Origin of the sequence: Kitasatospora sp. NPDC059827 (assembly GCF_042731675.1) — a bacterium.
Classification (GTDB): Bacteria; Actinomycetota; Actinomycetes; order Streptomycetales; family Streptomycetaceae; genus Kitasatospora.
Map to the genome: position 1 here is coordinate 1 of NZ_JBHWIV010000102.1, position 19,705 is coordinate 19,705.

At 74.9% G+C, this 19,705-nt stretch carries 20 protein-coding genes and 1 pseudogene; 10 read left to right on the forward strand and 11 right to left on the reverse strand.

The annotated features are described in order from the left end of the window. Positions 1-87: 87 nt before the first annotated feature. The gene (locus ACFV8H_RS36455; RefSeq protein ID WP_380408400.1) at positions 88-2,103 is read right to left on the reverse strand and encodes a putative Ig domain-containing protein; all 2,016 of its coding nucleotides are present in this window, start codon (positions 2,101-2,103) and stop codon (positions 88-90) included. 631 nt (positions 2,104-2,734) lie between these two features. Here ACFV8H_RS36455 and ACFV8H_RS36460 point away from each other — a divergent pair. Together ACFV8H_RS36460 and ACFV8H_RS36465 are read left to right on the forward strand one after the other, a co-directional pair. After that, positions 2,735-4,240, forward strand: a complete 1,506-nt coding sequence (locus ACFV8H_RS36460; RefSeq protein ID WP_380408402.1) for a PTS transporter subunit EIIC — start codon at positions 2,735-2,737, stop codon at positions 4,238-4,240. Positions 4,241-4,406: 166 nt separating this feature from the next. Continuing rightward, entirely contained in the window at positions 4,407-5,153 is a 747-nt protein-coding gene (locus ACFV8H_RS36465) for a G1 family glutamic endopeptidase (protein ID WP_380408404.1), read from the forward strand. Between the two features lie 71 nt (positions 5,154-5,224). Here the strand turns inward: ACFV8H_RS36465 and ACFV8H_RS36470 are convergent, their stop codons facing one another. Next, positions 5,225-7,213 carry a heavy metal translocating P-type ATPase gene (locus ACFV8H_RS36470; RefSeq protein WP_380408406.1) on the reverse strand — a complete coding sequence of 663 codons (1,989 nt, stop codon included), beginning with the start codon at positions 7,211-7,213 and terminating at the stop codon, positions 5,225-5,227. A gap of 122 nt (positions 7,214-7,335) precedes the next feature. Here ACFV8H_RS36470 and ACFV8H_RS36475 point away from each other — a divergent pair, with 122 nt between their 5' ends. Beyond that, positions 7,336-7,695, forward strand: a complete 360-nt coding sequence (locus ACFV8H_RS36475; protein WP_380408408.1) for an ArsR/SmtB family transcription factor — start codon at positions 7,336-7,338, stop codon at positions 7,693-7,695. A gap of 54 nt (positions 7,696-7,749) precedes the next feature. Here the strand turns inward: ACFV8H_RS36475 and ACFV8H_RS36480 are convergent, their stop codons facing one another. From ACFV8H_RS36480 to ACFV8H_RS36490, 3 genes are all read right to left on the reverse strand, one after another. After that, positions 7,750-8,718, reverse strand: a complete 969-nt coding sequence (locus tag ACFV8H_RS36480) for an NAD-dependent epimerase/dehydratase family protein (RefSeq protein WP_380408410.1) — start codon at positions 8,716-8,718, stop codon at positions 7,750-7,752. Between the two features lie 68 nt (positions 8,719-8,786). Next, the gene (locus ACFV8H_RS36485) at positions 8,787-9,413 is read right to left on the reverse strand and encodes an ester cyclase (RefSeq protein ID WP_380408412.1); all 627 of its coding nucleotides are present in this window, start codon (positions 9,411-9,413) and stop codon (positions 8,787-8,789) included. A 91-nt stretch (positions 9,414-9,504) separates the two neighbouring features. Continuing rightward, positions 9,505-10,266 (reverse strand): SDR family oxidoreductase, encoded by a 762-nt coding sequence (locus ACFV8H_RS36490; protein ID WP_380408414.1) that lies wholly within the window; start codon positions 10,264-10,266, stop codon positions 9,505-9,507. 133 nt (positions 10,267-10,399) lie between these two features. On the opposite strand from ACFV8H_RS36490, the gene ACFV8H_RS36495 reads away from it, so the two are divergent. Continuing rightward, positions 10,400-11,299, forward strand: a complete 900-nt coding sequence (locus tag ACFV8H_RS36495; RefSeq protein WP_380408416.1) for a LysR substrate-binding domain-containing protein — start codon at positions 10,400-10,402, stop codon at positions 11,297-11,299. Between the two features lie 49 nt (positions 11,300-11,348). On the opposite strand, the gene ACFV8H_RS36500 is transcribed toward ACFV8H_RS36495, so the two are convergent. Next, positions 11,349-11,510 carry a hypothetical protein gene (locus ACFV8H_RS36500; protein ID WP_380408418.1) on the reverse strand — a complete coding sequence of 54 codons (162 nt, stop codon included), beginning with the start codon at positions 11,508-11,510 and terminating at the stop codon, positions 11,349-11,351. Between the two features lie 39 nt (positions 11,511-11,549). After that, positions 11,550-11,894, reverse strand: coding sequence for a hypothetical protein (locus ACFV8H_RS36505; RefSeq protein ID WP_380408420.1), 345 nt, complete (start codon positions 11,892-11,894; stop codon positions 11,550-11,552). Positions 11,895-12,130: 236 nt separating this feature from the next. Here ACFV8H_RS36505 and ACFV8H_RS36510 point away from each other — a divergent pair. Continuing rightward, positions 12,131-12,577: pseudogene (locus ACFV8H_RS36510) on the forward strand (cytochrome P450); the annotation flags it as partial. Here ACFV8H_RS36510 and ACFV8H_RS36515 read toward each other — a convergent pair. Continuing rightward, complete coding sequence (locus ACFV8H_RS36515) at positions 12,568-13,728, reverse strand: iron-containing alcohol dehydrogenase (RefSeq protein WP_380408422.1); 1,161 nt, start codon at positions 13,726-13,728, stop codon at positions 12,568-12,570. The pseudogene ACFV8H_RS36510 and the gene ACFV8H_RS36515 sit on opposite strands and share 10 nt — an antisense overlap. A 132-nt stretch (positions 13,729-13,860) precedes the next feature. Here ACFV8H_RS36515 and ACFV8H_RS36520 point away from each other — a divergent pair, with 132 nt between their 5' ends. Beyond that, positions 13,861-14,817, forward strand: coding sequence for a LysR family transcriptional regulator (locus ACFV8H_RS36520; RefSeq protein WP_380408424.1), 957 nt, complete (start codon positions 13,861-13,863; stop codon positions 14,815-14,817). A 127-nt stretch (positions 14,818-14,944) separates the two neighbouring features. Here ACFV8H_RS36520 and ACFV8H_RS36525 read toward each other — a convergent pair whose 3' ends face one another. Both ACFV8H_RS36525 and ACFV8H_RS36530 read right to left on the reverse strand, forming a co-directional pair. Continuing rightward, positions 14,945-15,328, reverse strand: a complete 384-nt coding sequence (locus tag ACFV8H_RS36525) for an SAV_915 family protein (RefSeq protein WP_380408426.1) — start codon at positions 15,326-15,328, stop codon at positions 14,945-14,947. A 200-nt stretch (positions 15,329-15,528) separates the two neighbouring features. Continuing rightward, positions 15,529-16,119 (reverse strand): TetR/AcrR family transcriptional regulator, encoded by a 591-nt coding sequence (locus ACFV8H_RS36530; protein WP_380408428.1) that lies wholly within the window; start codon positions 16,117-16,119, stop codon positions 15,529-15,531. 118 nt (positions 16,120-16,237) lie between these two features. On the opposite strand from ACFV8H_RS36530, the gene ACFV8H_RS36535 reads away from it, so the two are divergent. Continuing rightward, positions 16,238-17,485, forward strand: coding sequence for an NADH:flavin oxidoreductase/NADH oxidase family protein (locus tag ACFV8H_RS36535; protein ID WP_380408430.1), 1,248 nt, complete (start codon positions 16,238-16,240; stop codon positions 17,483-17,485). Positions 17,486-17,546: 61 nt separating this feature from the next. Here the strand turns inward: ACFV8H_RS36535 and ACFV8H_RS36540 are convergent, their stop codons facing one another. Continuing rightward, positions 17,547-18,005, reverse strand: a complete 459-nt coding sequence (locus ACFV8H_RS36540; RefSeq protein ID WP_380408432.1) for an ArsI/CadI family heavy metal resistance metalloenzyme — start codon at positions 18,003-18,005, stop codon at positions 17,547-17,549. 89 nt (positions 18,006-18,094) lie between these two features. On the opposite strand from ACFV8H_RS36540, the gene ACFV8H_RS36545 reads away from it, so the two are divergent. Genes ACFV8H_RS36545 through ACFV8H_RS36555 form a run of 3 tightly spaced genes read left to right on the forward strand, consistent with a single transcriptional unit; the run spans position 18,095 to position 19,684 of the window. Next, positions 18,095-18,466 carry an ArsR/SmtB family transcription factor gene (locus ACFV8H_RS36545; RefSeq protein WP_380408434.1) on the forward strand — a complete coding sequence of 124 codons (372 nt, stop codon included), beginning with the start codon at positions 18,095-18,097 and terminating at the stop codon, positions 18,464-18,466. Further along, on the forward strand, positions 18,463-19,209 hold the full coding sequence (locus tag ACFV8H_RS36550; protein WP_380408436.1) for an aquaporin: 747 nt from the start codon (positions 18,463-18,465) through the stop codon (positions 19,207-19,209). The genes ACFV8H_RS36545 and ACFV8H_RS36550 overlap by 4 nt, the downstream gene beginning before the upstream one ends. A 43-nt stretch (positions 19,210-19,252) precedes the next feature. Continuing rightward, entirely contained in the window at positions 19,253-19,684 is a 432-nt protein-coding gene (locus tag ACFV8H_RS36555; RefSeq protein WP_380408438.1) for an arsenate reductase ArsC, read from the forward strand. The last annotated feature ends 21 nt before the right edge of the window (positions 19,685-19,705 follow it).

The window sequence follows — 19,705 nt, forward strand, 5'->3', positions numbered from 1 at the left end:
CGAGGCCGACAGATCCCGTTGAGGACCCGAGGTCAGTCAGGAGGCGAGTCAGACCTGCCCGGGAACCGCTCATGAACATCCTCACTGTCAGGAGGCGTTGATGGCGGCGTCGTCGATGACGAAGCTGGTCTGCAGGGAGGAGTCCTCGGTGCCGGTGAACTTGAGGGTCACGCTCTGGCCCGCGAAGCTCGACAGGTCGAAGGTCCGCTGCACGTAGCCGGTGCCGGCGTCGACGTTGGAGTAGGTGTGCAGGGTGGTGGAGTTGGCCTGGACGGTGAGCTTGTCGTAGGCGGTGGTGCCGGTCTCGGCGGTGTCGACGTGCAGCCAGAAGCTGAGCGTCGCCTTGCAGCCGGCCGGGATGGTGACGGTCTGGCTGAGGGTGTCGGTGTGGGTGCTGCCGTAGCCGTCGAGCCAGGCTTTCCAGGAGCCGGAGTGGCTCGGCTCGCTGCTGGAGTTGTCGATCACGCCGCTGGACGCGGTCCACGGGGAGGCGGTGCCGGTCTCGAAGCCGGGGTTGCCGAGCAGCTGGCCGCCGCCGGTGCAGGTGCCGCCGCCGGAGCCCGCGACGGTCCAGGTGAAGGAGGCGGAGCCGGTGGCGCCGGTGGTGTCCTTGGCGGTGACCGTGACGTTGTTGCTGCCCGCCGTGGTCGGGGTGCCGGAGATCAGGCCGGACGAGGAGTTGATCGACAGTCCGGCCGGCAGGCCGGTGGCCGAGTAGCTCAGGCTCTGGCCGGAGGCCGAGTCACTGGCGTGGATCTGCAGGCTGGCCGCGGTGCCGACGGTGCCGCTCTGGTTGCCGGGGCCGGTGACCGTGACGGTGTTGCCGCCGCTGCTGCCGCCGGCCGTGAAGGCGGCCAGGCCGTTGGGGGTGCCGAGGCCGGTCGGTCCGTCGTAGCCGGCGCCGGCGGTGCAGAGGTAGGTCGGCGAGCAGGTGCCGTTGGCGCCGCTGGTCACGTCGTTCAGCGAACCGGCGTGCTGGTAGGCGTACTTGGCCGGGACGTCGCCCGCGCCCGGGGCGCCCGCGTCGGCGTAGACGGCGGCGATGATCGGCGCGGAGGCGCTGGTGCCGCCGTACACGGCCCAGCCGCTGCCGCCGTAGGTCTGGTAGACGGCGACGCCGGTGGCCGGGTCGGCGACGGCGGAGACGTCCGCGATGGTGCGGTTGGCGCAGCCGCTGTCGGTCTGCCAGCTGGGCTTGGGGTCGTAGGCGGAGCAGCCGGAGCCGGCGCCCTCGCCGCCGGAGCTGGTGCCCCAGACGGACTCGCTCCAGCCGCGGGCGTTGGAGGCGCGGGTCAGCGAGGTGCCGCCGACGGAGGTGACGTACTGGGAGCCGGCCGGGTATTGGGCGCCGTAGCCGGAGTCGCCGGAGGAGGCGGTGATGGCCACGCCGGGGTGGTTGAAGTACTGGCTGTCCGAGGTGGTGTCGCTGGAGTCCTCGGCGCCGCCGTAGCTGTTGGAGACGAACTTCGCGCCCTGGGCGACGGCCTGGTTGACCGAGGCGCCGAGGTCGCCCATGGTCGCCGAGTTGGCCTCGACCAGCAGGATGTGGGCGTTCGGCGCGACCGCGGAGACCATGTCGAGGTCGAGGGAGATCTCGCCCGACCAGCCGGTGTCGGAGGTCGGGTAGCTGGTGCCGCCGTTCTGGTCGATCTTCTTGAAGCAGCCGTTGGCGGTGGTGCACGCGGGCAGCCCGTACTGCGTGCGGTAGGTCGCCAGGTCGGACTCGGCGTTGGGGTCGTCCTGCGCGTCGATGATGGCGACGGTCTGACCGGCGCCCCCGTTGGCGGGCAGGGCGTAGGCGCTCTGCAGGTCGCCGGGGCCGAGGCCGGACGGCGTCGCGTCCGGCGAGACCGCGTTCAGGGCGAAGGCGTGCGGCTGGACGACGTCGGTGCGCACCAGCGCGTCGCAGGCCATCCGGTGCGGGCCGCTCGGCTTGGCGCACACGTGCTTGACGCCGTTGCCGGAGGTGCCGGACCAGGTGGCCGAGGCGTCGGCCGGGGCGGCGAGCGCGAGGCCGGCGGCGACCACGGCGCCGACCGCGAAGGTCGCGGTGCCGGCCCGGAGCCGGCGGTGCCGCAGGGGGGAACGGAGGAAGTTGCGCAACGGAGCCCTCCCAGGCGGGGGGTGGGACCCCGGGGGCGCCGAGGAGGCCGTCGTCAGGCGGCCGGTCGGCGGGCAGGCCCGGGGTGTGAGGGGGAGACGCGCACGAGCAGACGGCTGCCCTGGAGGGTCGGCGGGGCACGGCACGTCGGCCCGTGGGGGACGGAGGAGCGCCGCCGGACGATCGATGATCGGGGCATGCCAAGGAGGTGGTGCCGAGCCTTCACGGCGTCAGCGGTAGGAAGGTAGCCAAGCCCGGCGGCGGCGAACAAGGCCGAAGTCCACCCCATGACCGAGGCTTGACCGGGCGGGATCCCGCCACTGGCGCCGCCTCGCCGCCGGCCGCGCTGAGCGGCGGTTCACCTCGCACACGGAACGGCCGAGGCCGGGCCGGGCCCCGCGCCGTACGGCCGGGCCGGCGGGGTGGGCGGCCGGGCGGCTTCGGTTCGTCAACACCCCACCGCACAAGGGTGGTTCGGTGGCGGTGTGGGAGAGGGCGCCGGGGCGTCAGGGCGCGTCGGGTCGGGTCAGGTCACGTCAGGGCGCGTCGGGTTCGTCGAGCAGGATGGGGCGTACGGGGTGCGCCTGGCGGGCCCCGGTTGGGCGCCGGGGCGATTCGGGTACCTCCCTTGGCATGTCGGACGAGAAGAACCGCGCCGTGGCCGAGGCGATCCTCCCGCTGGTCGGCGGCGCCGCCAACATCCGCTCGGTGGCCCACTGCATGACCCGGCTCCGGCTGGGCCTGGCGGACCGCTCCCTGGTCGACCGCGCGGCGCTCGCGGCGCTGCCGGCCGTCCTGGGCACCGTCGACGACGACACCTACCAGATCGTGCTCGGCCCGGCGGCCGTCACCGGGGTCACCGCGCAGCTGCTGCGGCTGCTCGATGCCGGCGGCGGGGCCGAGACGGCCGACGGCCCGGCCCCCACCGCCTCGGCTCCCACCGCCTCGGCCCCCACCGCGGAGGACCTCGCCGGGCGCGGGGAGCGGATCCGGGCGGAGGCCCGGGTGCGCAACGCGACCCCGGTCAAGCGGGCGCTGCGCCGGATCGCGAACGTCTTCGTCCCGCTGATCCCCGCCCTGATCGGCTGCGGCATCGTCGCCGCGCTCGCCGGGGCGCTGGCCAACCTCGGCTGGGCGCCGGCCCTGGTCGCCGCGCTGACGGCCGTCTCCTCGGGGTTCATGTCCCTGCTCGCCGTCTTCGTCGGCTACAACACGGCGAAGGAGTTCGGCGGCACACCCGTGCTCGGCGGGGCGGTGGCCGGGGTGATCGTCTACGGCGGGGTCGCCAAGGTGGAGGCCTTCGGCCAGCACCTCACCCCCGGCCAGGGCGGCGTGGTCGGGGCGCTGCTCGCCGCGCTGCTGGCCGTCCGGCTGGAGCGCTGGACACGGCGGATCGTGCCCGCCGCCCTGGACGTCCTGGTCACCCCCACCGTCACCGTCCTGTTCGGCGGGCTGGCCGCCCTGTACGGCCTGATGTACGTCGCCGGGGAGGTCTCCACCGGCATCGGCCACGCCGCCACCTGGCTGCTCGCCCACGGCGGACTGCTCGCCGGGATGGTGCTCGGCGGCCTCTTCCTGCCTCTGGTGATGCTCGGCCTGCACCAGGCGCTGATCCCGATCCACACCACCCTGATCCAGCAGCAGGGCTCCACCGTGCTGCTGCCGATCCTCGCCATGGCCGGCGCCGGGCAGGTCGGCTGCGCCGCGGCCGTCTACCTCCGGCTGCGCCACAACGCCTCGATCCGGGCGACCATCCGCTCCGCCCTCCCGGCCGGGCTGCTCGGCATCGGCGAACCCCTGGTCTACGGGGTCACGCTGCCGCTCGGCCGCCCGTTCGTCACGGCCTGCGTGGGCGGCGCCGCCGGTGGTGCCTTCGTCGGCGTGGTCGGCCAGCTCGGCAGCGCCGTCGGCTCCACCGCCGTCGGCCCGTCCGGCTGGGCGCTGTTCCCGCTGCTGGCCGGCCCGCACGGCCTGGCCGCGAGCGCGGCCGTCTACGGCGGCGGCCTGCTGACCGGCTACGTCGTCGGCTTCCTGGCCACCTACTTCTTCGGCTTCACCCGCGCGATGCTCGCCGAGTACGACGCGCCGGCCCCGTCGCCGGTGCTCCCCGCAGTCGAGCCGTTCGCCGGCGCCGAGTAGCGCGCTCCCTTCGTGCCCCGCCCCTACGTACCCGCCCCTTCGCGGCCTGCCCGTGACGCCCTGACGGGGTGACGGTTCGTTATGTCCGCGTGACCTCTCGGGTCGACCCGGCGGGTCTACCTTTGTCGACGCTCGGCCAACTCCACCCCCTCACAAGGGAGTAGCCATGCCCGAAGCCCGTCGGCGCACCCTCGCCGTGACCACCGCCCTGCTGACCGTTCTGGGCGCCGCCGCACCGGCCGTCGCCGCCACCGCCCCCGCCCTCGTCCAGGCCCCGCTCGCCGCCCACCACGGCGGCGGCACGCTGCACAGCACCAGCGGCAACTGGTCCGGCTACGCCGCCACCGGCGGCCGGTTCACCAGCGTCAAGGCCAGCTGGGTCCAGCCCGCCGTCTCCTGCACCGGCACCGACACCTGGTCCAGCTTCTGGGTCGGCCTGGACGGTGACGGCAGCAACAGCGTCGAGCAGACCGGCACCGAGGCCGACTGCTCCGGCGGCTCGCCGGTGTACTCGTCCTGGTACGAGATGTACCCGGCGTACCCGGTCAACTTCAGCAACACCGTGCGCCCCGGCGACCACTTCACCGCGAGCGTCACCACCAACGGCAGCGGCTCCTTCACCCTCACCCTCGCCGACACCACGGCGGGCTGGAGCCGGACCGTCAACAAGTCTCTCAAGAGCGCCGCCCTGGCCTCCGCCGAGGTGATCGCCGAGGCCCCGTCCAGCTCCACCGGGGTGCTCCCGCTGTCGAACTTCCACTCGGTGGCGTTCAGCGGCGCGAGCGTCAACGGCCAGAGCCTGGGCGGGTTCAACCCGGACGCCATCACGATGGCCTCCGGCGGCGTCACCAAGGCCACCACCTCCGGGCTGAGCGGCGGCAGCGCCTTCTCGGTGAGCTGGAAGCACAGCTGACCCCGAGCGTGCGGAAGGCCGCCGCCCCCTTCGGTGCCGGGGGCGGCGGCCTGAGCTGTTCGGCCGGTGGCTCAGCGGGCGGTTCCGGCCCGGGCCCTGGTCCAGGCGGACTCGCGGAGCAGCCGCAGGCCGTTGAGGCCGACCAGGACGGTCGAGCCCTCGTGGCCGAGGACGCCCAGCGGCAGCGGGAGGGTGGCGACCAGGTCCCAGACGGCCAGCACGGAGATGAACACCGAGGCGATCACCAGGTTCTGCACCACGAGCGACCGGGCCCGCCGGGAGAGTGCCACCACGGCCGGGACGGTGGCGAGTTCGTCGCGCACGATGACGGCGTCGGCGGTCTCCAGGGCGAGGTCGGAGCCGGCCCGGCCCATCGCGAGGCCGGTGTGGGCGGCGGCCAGCGCGGGCGCGTCGTTGACGCCGTCGCCGACCACCAGGACCTTCCGCCCGGCCTGCTCCCGCTCGCGGACGGCGGCGACCTTGTCCTGCGGCAGCAGGCCGGCGCGTACGTCGGTGATGCCGACCTCGGCGGCCAGTCGGGCGGCGGCCCGCGGGTTGTCCCCGGTGAGCAGCATCGGGGCGGTGCCGGTCAGGGCGGTGAGTGCGCGGACGGTGGCGGCGGCGTCGGGGCGCAGCCGGTCGGCGATACCGAGCAGGCCGACCGGGACGCCGTCCCGTACGACCAGGACGGCGGTGCGGCCGCCGTCCTCCAACTCGGTTGCCAGGGCGGCGGCTTCGGCCCGGACCTCGTCCGCGGAGCCGTTCGGCATCCGGGCCGGGGCGCCGACCGCGACGGCGCGCCCGCCGACGGTGGCGGTGACGCCGATGCCGGGGGCGGAGGTGAAGTCCTCGGCCGCGGCGAGGGCCAGGCCGCGGGTGCGGGCGGCGTCGACGACGGCGCGGGCGAGCGGGTGCTCGCTGGGGTGCTCGGAGGCCGCGGCCAGCGTGAGCAGCTCCTCCTCCGACAGGCCGGAGCCGGTCAGCGGGCGGAGGTCGGTGACCCGGGGGGTGCCCTCGGTGAGGGTGCCGGTCTTGTCCAGGGCGACGGCGTCGGCCTGGCCGAGGCGCTCCATCACGACCGCGGACTTCACCAGGACGCCGTGGCGACCGGCGTTGGCGATCGCGGAGAGCAGCGGCGGCATGGTGGCGAGGACCACGGCGCACGGCGAGGCGACGATCATGAAGGTCATCGCCCGCAGCAGCGAGCCGGTGAAGGCGGCGCCGAGGGCGAGCGGCACGGCGAAGACGGCCAGGGTGGCGACCACCATGCCGATCGAGTACCGCTGCTCGACCTTCTCGATGAACAGCTGGGTCGGCGCCTTGGTCTCCGAGGCCTCCTCGACCAGCTGGACGATCCGGGCGATCACCGAGTCGGCGGCGTCCCGTTCGACCCGGATCCGCAGGGCGCCGGTGCCGTTGAGGGTGCCGGCGAACACCTCGTCACCACGCTGCTTGGGTACGGGCAGCGGCTCGCCGGTGATGGTGGCCTGGTCGACCTCGCTCGCGCCGTCCAGGACCCGGCCGTCGGCGCCGATCCGCTCGCCGGGGCGCACCAGGACGGTGTCGCCGACGGCGAGCCGTTCGGTCGGCACGCTCTCCTCGGCGCCGTCGGGCAGCAGCCGGGTGGCGGTGGGCGGGGCCAGGTCGAGCAGTCCGCGGACGGAGTCGGCGGTGCGGGCGGTGGCCAGGGCCTCCAGGGCGCCGGAGGTGGCGAAGATGACGATCAGCAGCGCGCCGTCCATGACCTGGCCGACGGCGGCGGCGCCGAGCGCCGCGACGATCATCAGCAGGTCGACGTCGAGGGTCTTCTCGCGCAGGGCCTGGAGCCCGGCCCAGGCGGGCTCCCAGCCGCCGGTGGCGTACGCGAGGGCGTAGAGCGGCGCCCAGGCCCAGGCCGGGGCGCCGGTGAGCTGGAGCGGGAGCGCGATCAGGAAGAGCACGGTCGCGGCGGCGGCCCAGCGGGCCTCGGGGAGGGCGAACACCCGGGTGCGGCGGCGCGGGGCGCTGTCGGGGCGCGGTGCGGCGGGCGTCGCGGGGCGCTCGATCAGGGTGGTGGGCATGCGGACGGGACCCTTCGGGGCAGGGCGGAACCGGTGGCTCGGGGCAGGGCGGAGCCGGTGACTCACTCACCATACATGAACATATGAACGCTTCTTCATGTATGAGTTGTACTATTGCCCGCATGGGTCATGGAGCAGCCCCCGCAACCGCCGTCCCGCACACCCGCCTGGACGAAGCCAGCGCCGCCCGGGTGGCCACCACCCTGCAGGCCCTGGCCACCCCCTCCCGGCTGCTGATCCTCTCCCGGTTGCGCGAAGGCCCCTGTGCCGCCACCGAACTCGCCGCCGAGGTCGGGCTGGAGCAGTCCGCCTGCTCCCACCAGCTCCGGCTGCTGCGCAACCTCGGCCTGGTGGTCGGACGGCGCGAGGGCCGCTCGGTGGTCTACGCGCTGTACGACAACCACGTCGCGGCCCTGCTCGACCAGGCCGTCTACCACATCGAGCACCTGCGGCTCGGGCTCAGCGACACCGAGCTCGACTGAGCCGCGGGGCCGCTGGAGGTCCGCTGGATGACTGGACAGCTGCCCGGCCCTGGTTCAGCGGCGGTGCCAGGCGGCGAGGAGGTCGGCCTCGGCGGTCGGGGTCAGGGCCTGCGGCAGCGGTTCGAACGGCTCGATGTCACGGGCGGTGTCCGCCACCGGGCGGAGCCGCAGGCCGGTGCCGAGGGCGGCGGCGGGGTCGGCGGTGTTGGCGGCCCGGCGCAGCGGGTCGGAGTGCCACAGCGGCAGTGCGCGGTCCTGGATGCCGGACGTCCGGAGGAAGTCGTCGTCGGTCCAGGTGAGCGTGGTCCCGGCCGGGGCGACGGCGGAGGCGATGGCGTCGAGCAGGTCGCCCATCGTGAACGGCGGGGGAGTCGCGGCGTGGTAGGCGCCGGTGGCGCCCTTCGTCAGCAGGTCGAGCATCCAGTCGGCGAGGTCGCGGGCGTCGACGACCTGGAGCGGGGCGTCGGGCCGGCCCGGGGCCAGCACCTCGCCGCCGCGGGCGATCCGCTGCACCCAGTGGTCGAAGCGGTGGGTGTAGTCCTGGGGGCCGATCACGTACGTCGGCCGCACCAGCAGGGAGTCCGGGCCGAAGCGCTCGACGGCCGCGCGCTCGCACTGGACCTTGAGCATGCCGTAGGTGGCCGGGGTGATCTCCTCGGGCTCCGGGCCGTCGGCCGGGAGCAGCGGGGAGTCCTCGGCGAACCCGGGCGCGGCGGGGGTGTCGTAGACCGCCATGGACGAGACCAGGAGGTAGTGCCCGGCCGCGCCGGGGTCCAGGGCGGTGGCCAACTGCCGTACCTGGCGAGGGTAGTAGGCGCTGACGTCGACGGTGGCGTCCCAGCTCAGGCCGCGCAGCGCGGTGAGGTCGGCGTCGCGGTCGGCGATCAGGTGGGTGGCCTCGGGGAGCAGGTGGGCGCCGGAGCGGCCGCGGTGCAGCACGGTGACGTCGTGCCCGGCGGCCAGCGCGGCCCGGGCGAAGTGGAGGCCGACGAAGCGGGTGCCGCCCATGATCAGTATGCGCATCGGACCATGGTTACAGCTCGGCCCGGTTCCGGCCACGGGATTGCCGGAACCGGGCCGATCGTCAGAACTCAGTCGGCGACGCCCAGTTGGGCCAGCAGCGCCTGGTTGTCCTCGATGTGCCAGTCCTCGACGATCCGGTCGGTACCGACGTGCTGGATGTCGATGGCGTTGAACTCGACGGCCTGGCCCCGCCCCCGGACGCCGTCGAAGGTGCCGGTGAAGTGGCCGCGGAAGACCAGCCGGGCGGTGATCCGGTCACCGGCGACCAGGACGTCGGACAGCTCGCAGGTCAGGTCCGGGACGGCGGCGCGGAAGTTCTTCGAGGCGAACAGCGGTCCGGCCGGGCCCTGGGGGCGGCCGGGCGGGAGCGTGTTGTCCCGGAACTGCGGGTCGATCGCCGCGTCCAGGTAGCGCTGCTGGCCGGTGTTCCAGAAGGTGTACAACTGCTGGGCCAGGTGGACCTCCTGGGCCGCGCGCCGGGTGCCGATCGAGCGGTCCGCGGTGAGCGCCTTCGGCTGGACCAGGTCGGGCGAGCGGTCGATCAGGTTCTGCGGCCAGCTGGGCGCGGGTCGGTGGTGGCCCCGCTCGGAGGAGGGGGCCGGGGCGGCGGCCGCGGTGCCCGTCGCGAGGGCGGCGACGGTGGCGAGGACGGCGGCGGTACGGGTGGCGCTGTGGCTCAGGATCGGCCAGGGCATGGGGAGTTGCTCCTCGGGGTGGGGTGGGGTGGGGCGGGGTGGGTCGGGGCGAGGCCGGTCGGGGCGGGGCGGGGTGGACGGTGGTGGGCGGTCAGGCGAGCCGGCCGCCGCCGTCCACGTGCAGCACGGTGCCGGTGACGTACGGGTTGTCGATCGCGTACAGCACGGCCTTGACCAGGTCCTCCGGGGTGCCGACCCGGCGGGCCGGGTTGCGGGCGGCGACGCCGCGCAGGAAGGCGTCCTTGTCGGCGCCCAGGCCGTCCCAGGAGCCGGTGTCGACGATGCCGGGGGAGACCGCGTTGACCCGGACCGGGGCGATCTCCACCGCCAGGGCCTGCACCAGGAAGGCCAGCGCGCCGTTGGTGGTGGCCATCACCGTGCGGGTGGGCGCCGGGCGCCAGGCGGCGACCCCGGAGAAGAAGGTGAACGAGCCGCGCTCCGAGGCCTGCCCGGCCAAGTGCTTGGCGAGCAGCAGCGGGCCGATCACCTTGGCGGCGAACGCCCGCTGGACGTCGGCGAGTTCGAGGTCCCGCAGCGGGCCGTTGGCGGGCATCGCGGCGGTCGAGACCAGGTGGTCGAAGGTGCCGACCCGCTCGGCGAACCGGGCGATCGAGTGCTCCTCGACGAGGTCGACGGGCAGTACCTCGGACGGTCCGCCCAGTTCGCCGGCCGTCCACTCCAGCTTGCGCGGGTCGGGGCCGGCCAGGACGACCGTGGCGCCGGCCGCCGAGGCGGCGGTGGCCACGGCGCGGCCGGTGCGCGAACCCGCGCCCACCACGATCAGGCGCTGGCCCAGCAGCGAGGTTCCCTGCGGCGGAGTGACGGCGGACGGCGGCGGGGTGCCGATGGACACGGGGGTGCTCCTTCGGGGGCGTCGGGGATCCGGCCGTCCGCTGCGTCTCGGGCGGCGGCCGCACCTCGACCCTCTCCCGGGGCGCTGCCATGAGTCCAAGGCTTGTTCTCTACCACTGCCATAAAATCCGCTCATGGCAACGCCGACGCTCCGACAGCTCGAATACCTGGTCACCGTGGTCGACACCGGCTCGTTCACCCGCGCCGCCGAGCAGCTGCACGTCACCCAACCCGCGCTCTCCCACCAGGTCCGGGCCCTGGAGGGCGCGCTCGGCGGCCCGCTGCTCGAACGGCTGCCGCGCGCGGTCCGGCTCACCCCGACCGGCCGGGCCGTCCTGCCGCACGCCCGGGCGGCACTGGCCGAGGCCGAGCGCCTGCAAGCGGTGGCCCGACGCACGAGCGGGCTGGAGGAAGGGGAGCTGGAGGTCGCCGCCGTCTACTCGATCAGCCTCGGCATCCTGCCGCCCGTCCTGCGGGCCTGGCACCGTCGGCACCCCGGCGTACGGATCCGGCTGCGCGAGTACTCCCACGCCGAGCGGCTCCAGGAAGCGATGGCCGCGGGCCGGGCCGACCTCGCCATCGGCCCGGTGCCGGACGGCTGGGAGGGGCCGATCCGGGAGCTCGGCGTCGAGGAGTTCACGGTCGTACTGGCCTCCGACGACCCGCTCGCGGCCCGCCCCACCCGCTCCATCGCCCTCGGTGAACTCGCCGACCGGGCCTGGGTCCACTACGGCCCCGACAACGGCCTCGCCGACCTGCTCGACCAGGCCTGCGCCCGCGCGGGCTTCCACCCCCGGGCGGCCGTCCGCGCCGAACAGACCTCCGCCGCACCACTGTTGGCCGCGGCCGGCCTCGGCCCGGCGCTGGTGCCCGCCGACATCGTGCCGCCGCACTTCGACGGCCTGCTGCTGCGGCCCGACCCGCCGGTCCGCCGCGCCCTCGCCGCCTACACCCGCACCCGCCCCGACCCGCTCACCGTGGCCTTCACCGAGCTGCTGGCCCAGCGGGCCCGGATCAACCCGGGGACGGGCTGACGCACCCGCGCGGCGGCCCGGTCCGGCCGCCGCGCGGGTGATGACGCCCTCAGTTGTCCGGCGTGCTCCCGGCGTCCGCCGGAGCCTCGGTGGTCGGGTCCTCGGTGGCGGCTGCTTCGGCGGGGGTGGTTTCGGTGGGGGCCGCCGCATCGCGGTCGGCGCTGCCACCGGTCATGTCGGGCACCGGCTTGCCTCCAGTCCAGTCGGGCATCGTCCTGCCTCCCGTCGTCCGGGCCGGAACGACCCCCTCTCACAGTGCGGCAAGGACGTCCTGGTGTACACCGTCGAGGACGAACCCGTTGTCCAGCCGGACCCGGACCGTCACCCGGCGCCCCCGCTCCCGGTGCTCGGCCCACTCCGGCTCCAGCGCGGCGAGCTGCGCCACCAGCCGCTCCCGGCTGGCCTCGGGCACGGTGTGCCCGTAGTCGTCGAACAGCGCCTTGAGCCGCTGGTACTCGCGGACCCCTTCGCTCTCCGGGAGTTCGCCGTCCACCCGCTCGACGACGCCCTCCGCCCCGGCGCCCAGCGACAGGAAGCCGACGGCGGCAGCGGGCTCGCCGGCGACGGCCTCACCCAGCCCGAGGTCTTCCGTCAACCTGACGCGTCGTCCTGCCTCCAGGGTCATCCGTGCGCTGCCTCTCGATCGATCGCCGCCCGCCGGCCCGGTCGGCCGGCGGTCCGGCCATTATCCGTGCCGCGGTCACCCGGCGGTGCCGACCGCGACTCGGCGTCGTAGGGTGACCGCCCGCCGAACGCAAGGGGGCGGAACGGACATGGGGGTAGTGCTGGACCGGTGTGCCCGGCTCGATCCGGCCGAGGCGGCCGTGGGGGCGCTGCTACCCGCCCGGGCCGTACGGCGCCCGGCGGACCACCGCCCCGCTGACCGTCGGCCGCCACGAGCTGCCGGCCGGCACGGTGGTCTTCCTGCCGATCCGGGCCGTCCACCTGAACCCCGCGTACTGGCCCGAGCCGGAGCGGTTCCGGCCCGAGCGATTCGGCCCGGCGGAGTCGGCGGGGCGCCCGCGGCTGGCCTGGATCCCGTTCGGCCTGGGGCCGCGCGCCTGCGAGGGCGCCCGACTGGCCACCGTGGAGGCCCAGTTGCTGCTGGCGGTGCTGCTCAAGCGCTTCCGCTTCCGGCCGGAGCCGGGGCACCGGGTGGTACCGGTCGAGCGGTTCGTCCTCTGGGCGGCCGAGGACATCCGGATGCTGGTGAGCCCCCGGGCCGCCGCACCCTGGCCTTCGGCGCGGGACGGCGGTGCCGGGCCGGGTCAGCCGTAGATCCGGGCGTACAGCTCCCGGATCTGTTCGGCGGTGGGGACGACGGGGTTGTTGGCGGGCGAGCCGGAGGCCAGGGCCTGCTCGGCCATGACGGGGGTCAGCCTGGTCCAGTCGTCCCGGTCGATGCCGTGGCTGCGGGGCGTGGGCACCGCCAGGTCACGGCAGAGTGCGCGGAGCGCGTCGACGAGCCGGTCGGCGGCCAGGTCGTCCGGGTCCCCGGCGGTCGCGACGCCCAGGGCGCGGGCGCAGTCGGCGTAGCGGGCGCGTGCGCCGTGCACCGAGAAGGCCGTCACGGCGGGGAACAGCATCGCGTTCGACAGCCCGTGGGCGACCTGGAAGTGGGCGCCGATCGGGCGGCTCATGCCGTGGACGAGGGCGACGCTGGAATTGGAGAAGGCCAGCCCGGCCTGGGTCGCGGCGAGCATCATCGCCTCGCGGGCCACGGTGTCGGTGCCGTCCGCGTAGGCGCGGCGCAGGTGGCGGCCGATGGTGCCGATCGCGGTGAGGGCCAGGCCGTCGGTGAACGGGTTGGCCCTGCGGCTCACGTACGCCTCGACGGCGTGGGTGAGGGCGTCGATGCCGGTGTCGGCGGTCAGCCGGGGCGGCATCGACAGGGTGAGGTCCGGGTCGATCACGGCGGCCAGCGGCTGGAACGCCGGGCCCAGGCAGAGCATCTTCTCGTCCGTGTCGCTGTCGGTGATGACGGTGACCTGGGTCGCTTCCGAGCCGCTGCCGGCGGTGGTGGGGACGGCGATCACCGGCAGCGCCGGGCCGGGCGTGACCCGGGGCGCCTTGTAGTCGCGCATCCGGCCGCCCTGGACGGCGAGCAGGGCGAGGGCCTTGGCGCTGTCCATCGGGCTGCCGCCGCCGAAGCCGATGACGGAGTCCGCGCCGTGCTCCTCCAGGGCCTTGAGGCCCGCGGTCAGGGAGTCGGTGGTCGGGTCGGGCACGGTGTCGGCGAACAGCCGGGGGCTCAGCCCCGCGCCGGTCAGCACGGTGCCGAGGCGGTCCGCCGCGCCGGTGCCGACCAGGAACGCGTCGGTGACCAGCAGCGGGCGGCTCAGCCCCAGGCCCGCCATCACCTCGCCCAACACCTCGACGGCGCCCCGGCCGACGCGCATGATCCGGGGCAGGGACAGGCTGGCGACCATCGGGGACCTCTCGACGCTGGGGAGGGCGGGGCGGGCGGGCCCGGCCGGGTTCGACTGTGCCGTCGGCGGGGCCGTGCGTTCAATCGCCAATCGCGCAGACCGGGTGTGCACAAATGCAGATAGCGTGGTGCGGTGAACTCCCGTTCCCACCCGGCCGGTACGGATCCCGCGGACACCCGGGGGCGCGACCCGCGCAGGCTCCGCGCCGACGACCTCCGCTACCTGCTCGCCGTCGCCCGCACCGGGCGGCTGGTGGCCGCGGCCGACGCGCTCGGGGTGGACCACACCACGGTGTCGCGCCGCATCACCGCGCTGGAACGGGGCCTCGGCGTACGGCTGATGGAACGCGGCACCGAAGGCTGGGCACTGACCGACGCGGGGAAGGCCGTCTCGGAGGGCGCCCGCGCGATCGAGGACGCCCTCGACCAGGTCGTCGACGCGGTGTCCGGCCAGGACGCGCCGTCGCTGCGCGGCACCGTACGGGTGAGCGCCCCGGACGGCTTCGGTACCGTATTCGCCACCCCCGCGCTGGCCCGGGTGCGTCGGCGCCACCCCGGTCTGCAGGCCGAACTCATTACGGCAACCCGCCAGTTGACCCTGCACCCGGCCGGCTTCGACCTCGCGCTGGCGATCGGCCGGCCACCGCGCAGCCGACTGGTGACCGAGCACCTCACCGACTACGCGCTGGGCCTGTACGCCGCCGACGAGTACCTCGCCCGGCATGGGAGCCCCCGCACGCCCGCCGAACTCCGGGACCACGCGCTGGTGTTCTACATCGAGTCGATGCTCCAGGTCGGCGACCTCGACATCGAGCGCCACCTGCCCGGCGTCACCCCGGCGTTCTCCTCCACCAACGTCTTCGCCCAGGTGGAGGCGACCCGGGTGGGGGCCGGGATCGGCGTGCTGCCGGCCTTCCTGGCCGAACGGGCCGGACTGCGAAGGCTGTTGGCCGAGGAGGTCGACATCCGGCTGCCGATCGTCCTGGCCGTGCGCCGGGAGGCCGTCACCCGCCCCGCCGTGCGCGCGGTGCGCGACGCCCTCCACCGCGAGGTGGCGGAGCGCGCCGACGAGCTGCTCCCGACGACCTGAGCGGGGGCGCTGCGCGCGCCACCCGCGACGGACGGGGAGGACGGACCTCCGGACGGCGGACCGGCCATCGACGCCGTCCGGAGGTGACTCGGGGGGAGGGGAGAGGGACGAGGGGCAGCGGGGATGGTCAGGCGGCGGAGAGCCGGCCCGGCCGCTGCGGGACCGTCGCGGCGGGGCCGGGTGTAGGCCGGTGCGGCAGGCGCCGGTACGACGCGGACGGGCCGGGTGCGGGGGCGGCGAGCTGGGGGTCGACGGTGAGCGTCGTGACGCCCAGCGGCTCGGTGAGGGCGCGCAGGGCCGGCTCGGCGAGCGCGATCCACGGCTGGGCGGGCCCCAGTACGGCGGTGAGCCGCTGCGGGGTGGTGAAGGCGACGGCCGTACGGTCGCCGAGAGCGGTACGGAAGATCCGGGCGGTGTGGCCCAGCGGACCCGACCGGACGGGTACCAGGAGCGGTCCGGCCGGGTCGCGCGGGGAGGGCTCGGGATCCTCGGAGCTCAGGTGCTGCTGCATGGCGTGCCTCACGGGTGCGGCGGAAGGGTGGTGCGCCCCGCGATCGCCGGGCGCGGTAACGACGTTATGCCCGTGGGGCCCGGGGGAGCGTCGGCCCCTGACGCGTCCCTGATCCCGGCGGTCGCTTCCCTGATGGCACGTTGACGGCGCCACGCCTGCGTCGGCGCCACGCCCGCGTCGGGGTCACGCCTGCGCCGCCGCTACGCCTTGGTCGGTGCGATGGCGAAGGTCGCCAGGACGGCCGCCGTGACCTGGGCGGAGACCGTCTCGGGGGAGGCGGCGTCGAGCTTGCCGTCCAGGTGCAGGAAGGCCAGGCCGTGGACCAGCGCCCACACCGCGGTGGACAGCGCCTCCGGGTCGGCGTCGGGGAACACGCCGTGGACGATGCCGTGGACGTACTGGCGGACGGCGGCGGTCGCGGCCGCCCGTTCCTCGTTGGCCGGGTCGCAGGGCTCGGCGAACATCGCCCGGAACAGCGCCGGGCGGTCGAGGGCGAAGCGCACGTAGGCGACGGCGACGGCGGCGAGTTCGTCGGGCGTCGCGGGCGCGGGGTGCGCCGCGGTGAGGGCGGCGGCGAGTTCGAGGTAGCCCTCCGAGGCGACGGCGGAGACCAGGGCCTCGCGGTCGGCGAAGTGGCGGTAGGGGGCGGTCGCCGAGACGCCGGCCCGCCGGGCCACCGCCCGCAGGGACAGGCCGGAGCCGCCGTCCTCCTCCAGCAGCTCCCGGGCGGCGCGCAGGCAGGCGGCGCGCAGGTCGCCGTGGTGGTACGAGCCGGTCGTCGGCTGTGGCATGGGTCACCCTCCCAGATGTATGCACCGCTCACATTTCTCGCCTAATGTGAGCGATGTACACATCCTAGGCGATGTCCGTCGCGAGCGATGCGACGGCTTCGATGGAGAGGAGACCCGAATGGCCAGCCAGCTGTTCTCACCCCTGCACCTGCGCTCGGGGGCTGTCCTGCGCAACCGGATCGCCAAGGCGGCGATGGAGGAGAACATGGCCGGCGACGGCCAGCTGCCCGACCGGCGGATGCTGGAGCTCTACCGGCGCTGGGCCGCCGGCGGCACCGGCCTGCTGATCACCGGCAACGTCATGGTCCACGCCGAGGCGCTGACCGGCCCGGGCGGCGTCGTACTCGACGAGGCCGCGCCGCTGGAGCCGTTCACCGCCTGGGCCGAGGCCGCCAGGTCCGGCGGCGGGGCGGTCTGGATGCAGATCAACCACCCCGGCCGCCAGGTCGCCGCCGACATGCCCGGCGTGGTGTGGGGCCCGTCCGCGGTGGGCGTCGACCTGGGGCGGCACAGCAGCCGCTTCGGCCGGCCCACGGCGATGACCCCCGAGCAGATCGGCGCGACCGTCGACCGGTTCGCGACCACGGCCGCGCGCGCCGCCGAGGCCGGGTTCGACGGCGTCGAGATCCACGCCGCGCACGGCTACCTGCTGTCGCAGTTCCTGTCACCCCTGGTCAACCGGCGCACCGACGCCTGGGGCGGGTCGCTGGAGAACCGGGCCCGGATGCTGCTGGACGTCGTCCGCGCCGTGCGGGCCGCCGTCCCGCCGGCCTTCGCGGTCGCGGTCAAGCTCAACTCCGCCGACTTCCAGCGCGGCGGCTTCGATGCCGACGACGCCCGGCAGGTGATCGCGATGCTCGCACCGCTCGGCGTCGACCTGGTCGAACTCTCCGGCGGCAGCTACGAGAGCCCCGCCATGACCGGCCGCCCCGCCGACGACCGCACCCGCGCCCGCGAGGCCTACTTCCTGGACCTCGCGGAGGAGTTGGCCACCACCAGCCCGCTCCCGCTGATGCTCACCGGCGGCATCACCCGGCGTGACACCGCCGAACGGGTCCTGGCCGGCGGCGTGGAGGTCGTCGGCATCGGCACCGCCCTCGCCGTCACCCCCGACCTGCCCGAGCGCTGGGCCGCCGGACGCGAGGCCGACCGCGGGATCCGCCCGGTCGCCTGGTCCGACAAGGCCATGGCCTCGGCCGCCACCATGGCCCAGGTCCGCCACCAGCTCCGCCGCCTCGCCCGCGGCCGCGCCCCCAGGCCCGGCACCCACCCGGCCGTCGCCCTGCTCGCCGAACAGCTCCAGCAGCGCCAGGCCCTGCGCCGCTACCGCACCTGGCTGCCCACGGCCCGCGCCGGGCGTTCCTGAATCCGGGCCAGGGCGGCGCCGGTCGAGGCGCGGGGCCGGCTGTCGGTGGTGGTGAGGGGGGTCAACCGCAGGCGCAGCCTGCGGCGGTGGGTGCCGGTTCGGTGCAGCAGGCGGCGGTGATGGGGGCGCCGTCGGCGCTGCTGCCGAGGGTGTCGGCGTCGGCCTTGACGACGTAGACCTCCCAGGGTTCCCGGCCGGGTCCGTGGACCCAGACCTTGTCCTGGAGGGCGTAGCAGCAGGAGGTGTCGTTCTCCTCGAAGGTGGCCAGCCCGGCGTCCTTGAGGCGGGCGGTGGCGGCGGCGACCCGCTCGGTGCTCCCGACCTCGACGCCGAGGTGGTCGAGGTGGGTGGGGGTGTCGGCCTCGCCCTGGAGGAGGACGAGCTTGAGCGGCGGGTCGGTGACGGCGAAGTTCGCGTAGCCGGGGCGGCGCTTGGCGGGTTCGACGCCGAACAGGCGGGAGTAGAAGGCGACGGAGCCGTCGAGGTCGGCGACGCGGAGGGCGAGTTGTACGCGGGACATGGTGGGTCTCCCCGGTCCTTGGTGTTGATTCGACAGGTGTCGATATGGGCGAGGTTGCCACCTGCATAGATGGCTGTCAACATAGACGTATGTCGAATCTGCAACTGCCGGTGCTCGATCAGGACGACGCGGCCGCGTGCTGCTCGCCGCTGGTCCGCGAGCCCCTGGGCGAGGCGGCCGCCGTCGACCTGGCGAAGGCGTTCAAGGCGCTCTCCGACCCGGTGCGGCTGCGGCTGCTGTCGCTGATCGCCTCGCACGAGGGCGGCGAGGCCTGCGTCTGCGACCTGACCGGGCCGTTCGACGTGTCGCAGCCGACGATCTCGCACCATCTCAAGGTGCTGCGCGAGGCCGGGCTGGTCGGTTCCGAGCGCCGGGGGACGTGGGTCTACTACTGGGTGCTGCCCGCCACGCTGGCCAAGCTGTCCGCGCTGCTCCGGGCCCCCGCCGGGGAGTCCGGATGACCGGGACGGCGCCGCTGGGCCGGCGGGCGGCCGTGGAGTTCGTCGGGACCGGCGCGCTGGTCGCCGTCGTGGTCGGCTCCGGCATCCAGGCCACCAGGCTCTCCCCGGACGTCGGCGTCCAGCTGCTGGCCAACTCGCTGGCGACCGTGTTCGGCCTCGGTGTGCTGATCCTGCTGCTCGGCCCGGTCTCCGGTGCCCACTTCAACCCCGTCGTGACGCTGGCCGCCTGGTGGACCGGGCGCCGTGCCGGGGGCGGGCCCGGGCTGCGGGAGGTGGCGGCCTACGTCGCGGCGCAGGTCGCCGGGGCGGTCGGCGGGGCGGTGCTGGCGGACGCGATGTTCGGCGAGCCGCTGGTGCGCTGGTCGACGCATGCCCGCTGGGCTCCGCAGCTGTGGCTGGGCGAGGTCGTCGCGACCGCCGGCCTGATCCTGCTGATCTTCGGCCTGGCCCGCGTCGGCCGCGCGCACTTCGCCCCGGTCGCGGTCGCCGCCTTCATCGGCGCCGCCTACTGGTTCACGTCCTCCACCAGCTTCGCCAACCCGGCGGTGACGATCGGCCGCGCGTTCACCGACACCTTCGCCGGCATCGCCCCCGCCTCCGTGCTGCCGTTCATCGCCGCCCAGCTCGTCGGCCTGGCCGTCGGCATCGTGCTGGTAGCGGTCCTGTTCGGCCGCCCGACCCCGGCGGCCGAGGACGTCGTCGTCCCGCACGGCGACCACCACCCGGCCGCGGCCGCCCGCTGACCTCTCCGACTCTCGCCCCGCACACCCTCGAAGGATCCCTCTCGTGAGCACTCCCGCCGTCCCGTCCGTGCTGTTCGTCTGCGTGCACAACGCCGGCCGGTCCCAGATGGCCGCCGCCTTCCTCACCCGCCTCGGCGGTGACCGGGTCGAGGTCCGCTCGGCCGGCTCCGCCCCGGCCGGGGCGGTGAACCCGGCGGTGGTCGAGGCCCTGGCCGAGGTCGGGATCGACGTCTCCGCCGAGGTGCCGAAGGTCCTGACCGTCGAGGCGGTCCGGGCCTCCGACGTGGTGATCACCATGGGCTGCGGCGACGCCTGCCCGTTCTTCCCCGGGAAGCGGTACCTGGACTGGCAGTTGGCGGACCCGGCGGGCCAGGGCGTCGAGGCCGTGCGACCGATCCGCGACCGGATCGAGCAGTTGGTCCGCGGCCTGCTCGCCGAGCTCGGCATCGAGGCCCAGGAGCAGGGGCAGGCATAGGGCAGGCATAGGCCTGACGCT